A 12,235-nucleotide genomic window follows, 5' to 3' on the forward strand; every position below is an offset into this window, starting at 1 on the left:
AAAGTAATGTTAAAGTTTTGTTACTCCCTTATATACAAATTAGGGGCCAAATTGTTAAAATTTGATATTTTAAGCATAGATTAGCAATCTTTTTCAATCAACCATGGACGAGATTAAAAACCTGATCAGTAAGGAATTAAGGGATTTCGAGAGCAAATTTTCTGACGCAGTAAAGAGTAATGTCGCACTGTTGGACAGGATCATGCATTATATCGTTAAACGAAAAGGGAAGCAAATGCGCCCTATGTTCGTTTTGCTCTCGGCACGCCTGTTCAGTAATGATATCCAGGAAAGTACATACCGCGCTGCCGCACTCGTGGAATTGCTGCACACAGCTACCCTCGTACATGATGATGTCGTGGATGATGCCAATGAACGCCGTGGATTCTTCTCCATCAACGCTTTGTGGAAAAATAAGATCGCTGTGCTCGTGGGAGACTACCTCCTTTCCAAAGGACTCCTCCTCTCTTTGAACAATAATGACTTCAGAGCACTCCAGATCCTCTCCCTGGCCGTAAAGGAAATGAGTGAAGGCGAACTGCTACAGATCGAGAAAACACGTAAGCTCAATATTAAAGAAGATATCTACTTCGAAATCATCCGCCGTAAAACAGCCTCCCTCCTCGCCGCCGCCTGTTCCGCCGGCGCCTGGAGCACCTCTAATGATGAAGAAACTACGGAGAAGATGCGCCTCTTCGGCGAAAAAGTAGGTGTCGCCTTTCAGATCAAAGATGACCTCTTCGACTATGGCAGCGAAAAAATCGGTAAACCTACCGGCATAGATATAAGAGAAAAAAAAATGACCCTCCCCCTTATCTATACACTGGAACACGCTACACCAGACGTAAGAAGACAAATCATCAACATCGTAAAAAATCATAATACCGATAAAGCCCGCGTGGAAGAAGTCATTACATTGGTGAAAGCTTCCGGTGGTATCGAGTATACACAACAGAAGATGTTCGAATACCGCGACGAAGCCATGGCTATCCTCCATAGCTTCCCCGATAGCAATATCAGACAGGGACTCGAATCAATGGTCAGGTATACAACCGACCGTAACTTCTAATAATAATATAGGGACAATATAATTATCTGTTGGTCAGTTCTTATTGAGAACAGGCCATACTATTTGAAATTTATACCCTATCTTCCGTTCAAACAAGAATCGCTCATCCTTCTTTAGATTATAGATGCAAAAACGCTGGACAGTCCGATCGTATCAACCAAAACAGGAAGCTTTGCTGCAGGCCTCCCTGCGCATACATCCCCTGTTATGCAGGTTGTTGGTGCAGCGCGGCATGCATACCTATGACGAATCAAGGTTGTTCTTCCGCCCTACACTGGCAGATCTTCATGATCCATGGATCATGAAAGATATGGATAAAGCTGTATCCAGAATTGAACAGGCCATCTTCAGACATGAAAAAATTCTAGTGTTCGGAGACTACGACGTGGATGGTACCACCGCCGTAGCAACTGTATTCGATTTTCTACACACTTTATATAATAATATAGAGTTTTATATTCCGCATCGCTACCGCGAAGGCTATGGCATCTCTGCCCAGGGCATCGAATACGCCAGGGACAACGATTTTAGCCTCGTCATCACGCTTGACTGCGGTATCAAGGCCACCGAACAAATTACCTGGGCCGCTGAACATGGTATTGACTTTATTATATGTGATCACCACCTGCCAGATGCTATCCTGCCTCCGGCTGTGGCTATCCTCAACCCAAAACAATATGATTGCCCTTACCCTTACAAGGAACTAAGTGGCTGTGGTATTGGCTATAAACTCATCACCGCCTTCGCCCAAAAAATAGGTTTGCCGGAATCTGCCGCACACCGCTATCTGGACCTCGTGGCTACCAGCATCGCAGCCGATATCGTACCCATGACCGGCGAAAACCGTGTACTGGCCTTTCATGGACTGAAAAAAGTCAATGAATCTCCCCTACCCGGTATCCAGGCCCTCATCCAACTTAGTGGTCTCAAAGAACAACTCACCATCTCTAACCTTGTCTTCGTTATCGCTCCCCGCGTTAACGCCGCCGGTAGAATGGACGATGCCCGCAAAGCCGTGAACCTGTTCATTGAGAATGATATGGAAAAGGCCATGGAAATTGCAAAAGTGCTGCACGCTGACAACTTTGACCGCAAGGAAATTGATGGCAACATTACCAAAGAAGCTGTAGAACTGATTCAGAACGATACTACTCTACATAATAAAAAGTCCACCGTACTCTATAAGCCTGACTGGCACAAAGGTGTGGTGGGTATCGTGGCATCCCGGCTGATCGATAAATATTATTACAGACCGACCATTATCCTTACCCTCAGTAATGATAAAGTAGCCGGCTCTGCCCGCTCTGTGATTGGGTTTAACGTATACGAAGCCATTCACAAGTGTAAAGATCTGCTGGAAAACTATGGTGGCCACTTCTACGCCGCCGGCATGACCCTCAAACCTGAAAACGTGCCCGCTTTCCAGGAAAGATTTGAAGAGGTTGTCGCCACTACCATCAATCCTGAACTGCTGATTCCGGAAATCACTATCGATACCGAAATCAGTCTGAAAGATATCACTCCCGCTTTTTTCAATATTCTCAAACAGTTCGAGCCCCTGGGGCCGGACAACCAACGCCCTATCTTCCTCGTACGAAACGTGGTAGACAGCGGCTACTCCCGCCTCATAAAAGATGAGCACATTAAATTTTCAGTTAAACAGGGCAGACACCCTATGGCTGTAACAGGTATTGGGTTCTATATGTCTGACAAATTCTCTATCGTCAGCAGCCGCCAGCCTTTTGATATGGTATTTACCATTGATGAGAACGAGTGGAATGGCAAGATGAACCTACAAATGAAAGTAATCGATATCCGCTCTCACTGACTTTTTTCTACTCAAACCGAGTAATGATCACCACAAATTGCAGGGGATCAAAACATTCGCTTTGATCCCCTGCTGACGGAGATTTGATAAGATCTCCTATGATAGGGCTTTCTATTTTCTCTTTACTTAGGGTAAGTATGGGGAAATGACGCCATAGTGCATGGCCTAATTCCATAATTACCTTTTTTTTTACATATTTCCCCTTTACTAAAAATCCCGTCCCACGGTAAAGCGGGACGGGATAAGGGCTTGTGCAATGCTATCAAAACGGCATTGCCAATGATTTATTATATCGCTTAATTTGTTTTTTCGCCCATCAGTTCTACACTTCTGGTCACAAAGGCTGTCAGGTCCGCACCTGTCAAAAGATTCTGTGACAGTAAAGCCAGATCAGCCAGGTTGCGGATTTGCTTTTCCTGCAACTGGTCATTGCCTTCTTTCAGGATCTGCTGATAAATCGGATGGTTTGCATTCACCGTCATGTTGATTTCGTCAGGCATACCTGCATACCAGGACATACCGCTACCACCTACTGCTGCCATATCTTTCATACGACGCATAAACTCAGGGCGTGTTACAATCACTGGCTGTGCTTCTGCACTCAGACCTTTCAGTTCCACTTTTACATGTTGCTGCGGGATCTTTTCAAACAATGATTTCAAACGTGTTTCCTGATCCTGTGTCAGTACATGTGAATTATTTTCATCCTTGTCAATCAGGTTATCTGCAATGTCTGCATCCACACGGGTAAACTGTACCTTTTCCCAGCGGGTCTCCATCTGGTTCAGGAAAGCAGCATCTACCAGACTATCCAGTTTCACGATCTTATATCCCTTTGCTTTCGCCGCAGTGATATAACTATCCTGCTGTACCGGGTTGGTAGCGTACAGGATCACCTGCTTTTCTTCCTTGTTGGTTTGAATAGCAGCAGTATCCTGTTTGTATTCATCCAGCGTATAGAATTTACTACCATCTGCATCTTCGAGAATGAGGAACTTGTTACCTTTTTCCAGGAACTTATCGTCCGTCATCATACCATATTTAGCAAACAAACCGATGGATTCCCATTTCTCTTCAAATCCTTTACGATCGTTTTTAAACATTTCTTCCAGCTTATCCCCTACTTTCTTCGTGATGTAAGAGCTGATCTTTTTCACATTCGGATCACCCTGCAGGTAGCTACGGCTCACGTTCAGCGGAATATCCGGACTATCGATCACACCATGCAGCAGCATCAGGAACTCAGGTACAATATCCTTTACTTCGTCCGTTACAAACACCTGGTTAGAATACAGGCTGATCTTATCTTTCTGGATTTCGTAACTCTTATTGATCTTAGGGAAGTAGAGAATACCCGTCAGGTTGAATGGATAATCTACATTCAGGTGGATCCAGAACAATGGCGGCTCAGAGAAAGGATACAGTTCTTTGTAAAAGTTCTGATAATCTTCTGTGGTCAGCTCACTTGGTTTCTTCGTCCATGCAGGATGTGTATTGTTGATCTGGTTATCTTCATATTTAACCGGAACTGGCAGGAACTTACAGAACTTTTCGAGGATGGATTTGATACGATGCTCATCCAGGAATTCTTCACTTTCCTCATTGATGTGCATGATGATATCAGTACCTCTGCCAGCTTCGCGGGTGGTTTCTTCCAGGGTATATTCAGGACTGCCATCGCACTCCCAACGTACAGCTGGTTCATCTTTGTGAGATTGGGTGATGATCTCCACCACATTGCTCACCATGAAAGAGGAATAGAAGCCCAGACCAAAGTGACCGATGATGTTGGTTCCTTCATTCTGACCTTTATATTTATTCAGGAACTCTTCCGCACCGGAAAATGCTACCTGGTTGATGTATTTATCTACTTCTTCAGCCGTCATCCCGATCCCATTGTCGGAGATGGTCAATGTTTTTTTCTCTTTGTCAAGTTTCACGCTAATGGCCAACTCGCCCAGTTCTCCTTTGAACTCTCCTACACTTGCCAGCGTTTTCAATTTTTGGGTTGCATCAACCGCGTTACTTACGAGTTCGCGGATAAAGATCTCATGATCTGAATAGAGGAATTTTTTAATAATGGGGAAGATGTTCTCTGTCTGAACACGTATTGCTCCTTTCTGCATGGGTATCTGTGTTTTTGTGGAATCTTTCAAAGCGTATGCCAGTGGGAAAATGCTGCCAAAGTGACGGAACGGGGCAGTACAATAAACCATACCGTCAGGAAAAAGCAACCTTTTTTACTCCGAAGTCAATCGTCACCTGCCGTCAGGCAAATCAAAAAACGCTTCCTTGCTGCCACAGAACCATCCGGTTAACAATTAAATCATGTAAAATATAACACAAATGTTGTACATTCAATATGTAGCATATCACGACCCTGAAGAGTATTCCATTAACATATTTACCCATCCCCTAACAACCATCTATTTATTACATGAAAAAAACTCTACTCCTGATTTTTACAGTCTTTGGTGTCTTGCACACATTTGCGCAAACCCAACCCACCCCCCAGGCACTGCCTTACCAGCAAAACTTTGACGCATTGGCGACCACATCCACCACTTACCCGGATGGATGGCAGGGCTGGACACTCTCCGGCTCCCCTTCTTCCAGCTTTAACACCGCCACTCCTGCATCAGACAAAGCGCTGACTACCGGCACCGCCTCCAGCACTGCCAACAGTGTATATAATTATAATGGTAAACTGGGTTTCCTCAATAGTGGCAGCGTGGACAACTGCCTCTCCCTGGCCCTCAATACCACCGGCCAGGTGAACATCGCATTACAATACGACGTTATGACGCTACGCAATCCTTACGATGGCAGTAGCAATACCCGTATTAACGAAGTCATCTTACAATACAGAATTGGTAGCACCGGCAACTTTACCAACATTACTGGTACAGAATACCAAAATGGTACGACCCTTCAGACCACCAGCGGTGTCACCACGCCACAAGACCCTGCTACAAAAACACTGGTGCTTCCCACAGCCTGCGAAAACCAGCCACTGGTACAGCTTCGCTGGGTAAACCGCCAGATCAGCGGCAGTGGCTCCCGCCCCTCATTTGCCATCGACAATATTATAGCAGGTAGTGGTGGTGCCGATACCACTCCTCCTGTGATCGACTCTCTAACGCCACTGAACCACGAAACTAATGTGCCGCCTACCACTACTCCCAGCATTATTTTCTCTGAAAACGTCATTGCAGGTACCGGTCACCTCACCTTACACAATGCTACAAACGGTACCCAGCAGGTATTTGACATCACCAGCACAGCTATCGTAATCAGAAATCAGCTGCTCAGTGTGATCACGTCTCTTGCTGGCAACAAATCTTATTACATCACCATCGACAGCGGCGCCATAACCGACAATAGTGGCAATGCTTTCGCTGGTATTCCTGATAGCACAGTATGGGCTTTTTCCACAGGTGCACAACAACTGGATTTTGATTTCAACAACTGTACAACCGGTACAGGTGTAGTCGGTGGTTTCACTGCTTATAGCGTAACCGGTGCACAAGTATGGGATTGCACCACCTTTGGTCAATCCCTGAATGGTGCACAGATCAATGGCTACAGCGGAGGCCCAGTCGAAAATGAAGACTGGTTGATCTCTCCTGCTTTTGATCTTACAGGTTTTGATTATCCACTCCTTTCCTTCGCCAGCCGCACTGCTTTTGTAGGTCCATCTTTACAACTGCTCATTTCTACCAACTACGATGGCAGCAGCCATCCAAATACTGCCATATGGACGGCTGTCAATGGAAGATTCCCTGCAATCTCGTCAGATGCATGGAAAACTTCGGATAGCATCAATCTCGCCGGTTTTAAACAATCCAGTGTGTATATCGCATTTAAATATACCTCTTCTCCTACCCTGAATGCAGCCCGCTGGACATTGGATGATTTCCATCTCTACAATAGCCCTCAGGCACCATTACCATCAGTAGATAAGTCTACCTCCAGTATGGATTTCGACTATGTAAAATCAGGTCAACAATCATCCTCACAATACTTTACTTTTAATGCCAGCGACTTTACCGGTGCACTCACACTTGCTACCAGTGCAGGTTTCCAACTATCAAAAGATAGCGCTGGCACATACACCACTTCCCTGAATTACCCTGTTGACTCCCTGTCAGGAACCGTAACTGTATGGGTAAGATTCGTACCTACAGCGGCTGATCAGGCATACACAGGCACGCTCACTTTTACCAGTGCTAGTCTGAATACTACGCCTATCGCACTTTCCGGCACCTCTTTACGCTCCCTGAAAGTGGTGAACTGGAATATGGAATGGTTTGGTAGTCCGGCACAAAATCCGGCGAATGATAGTCTGCAACAGGCAAATGCCACTGTAGTACTGAAAAAACTGGATGCTGATATTTATGCGCTGGCAGAAGTAGTAGATACTGCCCGTTTCAGAGCTGTGGTGAGCCAGATGCCGGGTTATAACTACATCATTTCTGACTTTGGCTCTTATGCAGACAGCATCACCGATGTGGATTATACTTCTGCACAGAAGCTCACATTCCTCTATAAAACAAGCGTGATCCGCTCTATTCGCAGCTATGGTGTATTGAGAAAAGGTGGTAGCGCAAATGCTTATTACAACTGGTCTTCCGGTCGTTTCCCATTCCTGCTGCAGGCCACTGCAAACCTGAATGGAGATAGTGCACTCATCAACTTCGTCCTCATTCACAGCAAGGCGAATACAGGCACCACTGCGGACAAGATCCAGTCATGGCAGCGTCGTAAAGATGGTAACCTGGAACTGAAAGATACCCTGGATGCACAATATCCAACCAGCAACTTCATCATCCTCGGTGACTTCAACGATGCATTGAATAAAACCATCACTACAGAAGTGGCGCCGGATACCACGACATCTTACATCGATTTCATGAACGATACCGCACATTATAAACCGCTCACATTGCCATTGAGCCTGGCAGGCGATCAGTCTACCACCGCTTATACAACTGTTATAGACAATGTGATCGCTTCCGATGAAATGGCGATTGCTTACCTCCCGGGTTCTGCTAAGGTGCACAAAGAAGTCGCTCAGCTCATCAGTAGCTACAGCAGCACAACCAGCGATCACTATCCGGTGCAGACCAATTACAACCTGCACACCCTGGGTAACCCTGTCACTGCTGAAAACTTCAATGCCGTAGTAGATTCAGGCAATGTAAAAGTGACCTGGTCTACCCCCTACGAAATCAACACAGATCATTATGTAGTAGAGAAAACCCTCAACCTGCGTAACTACGTAGCAGTAGATACCCTCGCTGCACAGGGCAACAAAGACTTCGCAACCAGTTACCGCACCTATGACTATCAGCCATGGCTGGGGGGGTCCTGGTACAGACTGAAGATTGTAAGCAAAGATGGCAGCGTTCGCTACAGCGAAAATGACAGGGTATACGTATCTTTGCTGGACCTGATCAAAAAGCTCATCTGGTGCATCATTGGTCATAACCTCCAGGTATGGGTGGATATGGAAAAACCAGGACCCGCTCAATTTGAACTCATTGATATGCAGGGACGCAGCCGTTTCAAATCACAACAGTTTGTAAACAAAGGCCGCAATACCAAGACGATTGATGTGAACGCTTTGCCTAACGGTATATATATATTAAGGATACAGAGTTTGGATGGCGTAAAAACCAGTAAAATATTGATTACCAAATAATTAATTCTACAAAAAGGGATAGCGGCAGGCCTTCCCGCCGCTACCACCACCGCAAAAAACCACTTCCGCCTACGGCAGAAGTGGTTTTTTGCATTATTTCATAAATATCTCCTATCTTTGCGATCCAATTTTTTTCTAATCAAATTAAAAACAGGGAAATTATGAATTACGAATTGATGGTGATTTTTACCCCTGTGCTGTCTGAGGAAGACTACAAAGCTGCTCAGAAAAAATTCGCTGACATTATCAAAGATAATGGTGGTGAATTAACGCACGAAAATCCCTGGGGATTAAAATCACTGGCGTACCCTATCCAGAAGAAGACCACGGGCATGTACCTGGTACTGGAATACAGTGCGCCATCCGACCTCAATGAGAAGCTGAAAATTCAGCTGAACCGCGATGAAAATGTGCTCCGTCACATGGTTACTGCACTGGACAAATACGCTGTTCAGTACAACAATCGCAAGAGACATGGCGTAAACGCTGATTCTAAAACCGCTGAAGCTTAAAATTATGGCAGTAAAACAAGAAATTAAGTACTTAACGGCCGTAAAAACCGAGAAACGTCAAAAGAAATATTGCCGTTTCAAGAAATTAGGCATCCGGTATGTGGATTACAAAGACGCTGAATTCCTGAAGAAATTCCTGAACGACCAGGGTAAAATGCTCCCTCGTCGTATCTCTGGTAACTCCCTGAAGTTCCAGCGCAAGGTAGCTCAGGCAATTAAAAAGGCTCGTCAGATGGCGTTGTTACCTTACGTTACTGACCTTTTAAAGTAAACCGACAAATTACTTATCGTAAGTAAAAGGTCCTTAAAACTAATTAACATGCAAGTAATCTTAATACAAGACGTAGATAATCTGGGTCAGAAGAATGAAGTCGCTGCCGTAAAAAACGGTTACGCTAGAAACTTCCTGATCCCACAGAAATTTGCGGTAGAAGCATCTCCATCTAACCTGAAGCAACTGCAGGAGCGCCTGAAAGTGCAGAAAGCGAAAGAAGAGAAAATGCTCGCCGAAATCGCTAAGGTGGTTGAAGTGCTGAAGGCTGGTCCAGTGAAAATTGGTGCTAAAACCGGTACATCCGGTAAGATCTTCGGTAGCGTTACCGGTGTTCAGATCGCTCGTGCGATTAAAGAACAGAAAGGTTACGAAATCGACCGTCGCCGCATCCACATCCTGGATGATGTAAAAGAATTAGGTACATACAAAGCGAAACTGGACTTCGGTAAAGGCAATGAAGCTGAACTGGAATTCGAAGTTGTAGCTGAGTAAGTCTTACATACTTTATATAAAAAATCCCGGGCCGCAAAGCCCGGGATTTTTTATGTATTACTACATCTATCTATGGCACAATTTTCGATTATATTTGTTTCATTATATGAAACAGTACCTATCTTTATTAACCGCCGTAGTCCTGTGGACTGCCTGCCACCCGAGCGCTGCATCAAACAGCACGCCTACTGCCGAAACCAACGCTGCTGTTCCGGCATCTACCAATGAACGACCTATCGATTCATTCCGCATTGGAAACAAACAATTCCTGGTGTACAGTTTAGCAAAATCGTCATTCAGTCCTACTACTGATCTGGATTATGATAGCGCCGAAGGTCCTCAGCTGACCCGTGAAGCCGCTAAAGTACATAGACAAGGCGATTCCCTCCTCTTTGCTTTGAAGAACGGGAAAACGTCTGTACTCGCTAATTCCAGGAACCCGGACATCGATGAGGATTATGCCGTATACTACTATGCCGGCTACAAAGAAGACCTGCAACAACACCTCGCATTTGGCAGCTATTACGAATCCAGCGATTACCTGCTCGTTAATCCTGCTAATGGTAAGCAAACACACCTGTGGGGCATTCCTTACCTTTCCCCTGATAAGCAATTTGTACTCTGCCCTTCTTTCGATCTGGAAGCAGGATTCAACAATAATGGATTTGAACTCTACAGTTATGAGAACGGTAATATGAAACTACTGGGAGAAACAGACCTTCAACACTGGGGCCCCGGCCAGATAAAATGGGTAGACTCCCATACACTGGAAGCCGAGTACCAGACTATGGATACTGCGATGAATATCCATACAAAACCGGTCAGGATAATCATGCAATAAAAGCAAGGGGCTGACTAAAAAGTAAAATGAAGGCGCTGAGAATTGCGTAAAAGCCATTTCATCTCCATATCACCTACCCGAGAGGGTGTACCCTTTTTAGTCAGCCCCCTACATTCAGATTCCTGGTAAAGCCAGGTTCCCATTTATACGATTTATGGTATACTCTTTTTATTCCGTTGTATACTTTGCGATAAAATGAAACATCTTGTCCGCCGCATCATTCGCTACCAGGTCTGAAGAATAGCCATGATAGCCATCAAACGTATAAAACACATGCGGCACTTTATTCTTCGACAACACACTATCCAACTCATTCCCCTGACTAATCCTCACTAAAGAATCCTGCTTACCATGCGCCAGAAAAGTAGGCGGACTATCTGAAGATACATATGTAACAGGGCTACTCGCTGCATATATTTCCGGGTTCTCCGAAGGCGTGGCACCCAGTACAACCACCATCAACTCAGGTACTCCAGACGATCCCTCTTTATACATACGCGCTAAATTATAAGGCCCCCAGTTACTCACCACACACTTTATATTCTTCTTCTCATTGTGTTTATAAGCAATCAGTGTAGTCAGCTGTCCACCTGCACTAGCCCCGATCAGCGCCGACAAAGGTGATACCAGAAATGAATCGGCATGTGCATACATGTAATTCATGGCTGCTACCAGGTCCTCTTCCGCTGTCGGAAATTTATTCTTCCCATCCTTCACCAACCGGTAATTAACATTCACATAAGCAAACGCCGGCGAGAAAGTAGTATTCCTGACCAACCCCTCACAGGCAGCCGAGAAATCACTCTTATCCCCTCCCATCCATCCACCGCCATGCACAAACACCATCAGGTGCGTACGCTTGGGCGACCTGCCTGCAGGCAGGTAAATATCGACAGTCTGTAATGAATCATCCCCGTAATGTTGATTGAGTAAAATTAACTCCTGTTTTGCGCCAGGACTCGCTGCCAGCGAGGTATCTGCAGACAATGCCTGTGAAGCAGATTCATTTTTACATCCAGGTAATAAGTATAAAAAGATAGCGCATGACAACGTCCTTCTCAAGTTGAGAAACATCATATATAAACTTATAATTGCTGTAACTTCCGGTTAAAACCTGCTAATATGAAATATACCCTCCTGCTCGCTCTTCTTTGTTGTATACTATCCATACCTTCCTTTGCACAAGGCCCGATCCCCAATGTAGATGGTCATGCCAATGCAATCATAGGTAAACTAACAAAATCCCTCTCCCTGAAAGAAGATCAACAGTTAAAACTGAAAGGTTATATCTCCGATTTTATTACGCAACGCAACACCGTTGTTGCTGAAACTGCTACTAACCCCAAAGCCTACGATGCTAAAATTAAAAGCATGCATAACGGCTTCTACAAAAAACTGAAAACAGCCCTGACTGCTGAACAATATGAAACTTTTCTACAGCAAAAACCTGCAGAAAACGACCCTACTAACGTATTGTCTCAATTGTATTACTAATAATCGAGTAGGAAGAAAGCC

10 protein-coding genes are annotated in these 12,235 nt (G+C 45.0%); 8 read left to right on the forward strand and 2 right to left on the reverse strand.

The features are described from left to right. Positions 1-103 precede the first annotated feature (103 nt). Positions 104-1,069 carry a polyprenyl synthetase family protein gene (locus BW716_RS21100; protein ID WP_083725669.1) on the forward strand — a complete coding sequence of 322 codons (966 nt, stop codon included), beginning with the start codon at positions 104-106 and terminating at the stop codon, positions 1,067-1,069. 124 nt (positions 1,070-1,193) lie between these two features. Continuing rightward, positions 1,194-2,897 carry a single-stranded-DNA-specific exonuclease RecJ gene (recJ, locus tag BW716_RS21105; protein ID WP_083725671.1) on the forward strand — a complete coding sequence of 568 codons (1,704 nt, stop codon included), beginning with the start codon at positions 1,194-1,196 and terminating at the stop codon, positions 2,895-2,897. 296 nt (positions 2,898-3,193) lie between these two features. Here recJ and htpG read toward each other — a convergent pair whose 3' ends face one another. Beyond that, positions 3,194-5,023, reverse strand: coding sequence for a molecular chaperone HtpG (htpG, locus tag BW716_RS21110; protein ID WP_083725693.1), 1,830 nt, complete (start codon positions 5,021-5,023; stop codon positions 3,194-3,196). 311 nt (positions 5,024-5,334) lie between these two features. On the opposite strand from htpG, the gene BW716_RS21115 reads away from it, so the two are divergent. From BW716_RS21115 to BW716_RS21135, 5 genes are all read left to right on the forward strand, one after another. Further along, the gene (locus BW716_RS21115) at positions 5,335-8,601 is read left to right on the forward strand and encodes an Ig-like domain-containing protein (protein WP_083725673.1); all 3,267 of its coding nucleotides are present in this window, start codon (positions 5,335-5,337) and stop codon (positions 8,599-8,601) included. 161 nt (positions 8,602-8,762) lie between these two features. Beyond that, complete coding sequence (rpsF, locus tag BW716_RS21120) at positions 8,763-9,113, forward strand: 30S ribosomal protein S6 (protein WP_235643923.1); 351 nt, start codon at positions 8,763-8,765, stop codon at positions 9,111-9,113. 4 nt (positions 9,114-9,117) lie between these two features. Next, on the forward strand, positions 9,118-9,384 hold the full coding sequence (gene rpsR / locus BW716_RS21125) for a 30S ribosomal protein S18 (RefSeq protein ID WP_083725677.1): 267 nt from the start codon (positions 9,118-9,120) through the stop codon (positions 9,382-9,384). A 48-nt stretch (positions 9,385-9,432) separates the two neighbouring features. Next, on the forward strand, positions 9,433-9,879 hold the full coding sequence (gene rplI, locus BW716_RS21130; protein ID WP_083725679.1) for a 50S ribosomal protein L9: 447 nt from the start codon (positions 9,433-9,435) through the stop codon (positions 9,877-9,879). Between the two features lie 106 nt (positions 9,880-9,985). Then, positions 9,986-10,720, forward strand: a complete 735-nt coding sequence (locus tag BW716_RS21135; protein ID WP_083725681.1) for a hypothetical protein — start codon at positions 9,986-9,988, stop codon at positions 10,718-10,720. Between the two features lie 168 nt (positions 10,721-10,888). On the opposite strand, the gene BW716_RS21140 is transcribed toward BW716_RS21135, so the two are convergent. Next, the gene (locus BW716_RS21140; protein ID WP_083725683.1) at positions 10,889-11,797 is read right to left on the reverse strand and encodes an alpha/beta hydrolase; all 909 of its coding nucleotides are present in this window, start codon (positions 11,795-11,797) and stop codon (positions 10,889-10,891) included. Positions 11,798-11,842: 45 nt separating this feature from the next. On the opposite strand from BW716_RS21140, the gene BW716_RS21145 reads away from it, so the two are divergent. Next, positions 11,843-12,214 (forward strand): hypothetical protein, encoded by a 372-nt coding sequence (locus BW716_RS21145; protein WP_083725685.1) that lies wholly within the window; start codon positions 11,843-11,845, stop codon positions 12,212-12,214. Positions 12,215-12,235 lie beyond the last annotated feature (21 nt).

This window comes from [Flexibacter] sp. ATCC 35208 (assembly GCF_001975825.1).
GTDB lineage: Bacteria > Bacteroidota > Bacteroidia > Chitinophagales > Chitinophagaceae > Chitinophaga.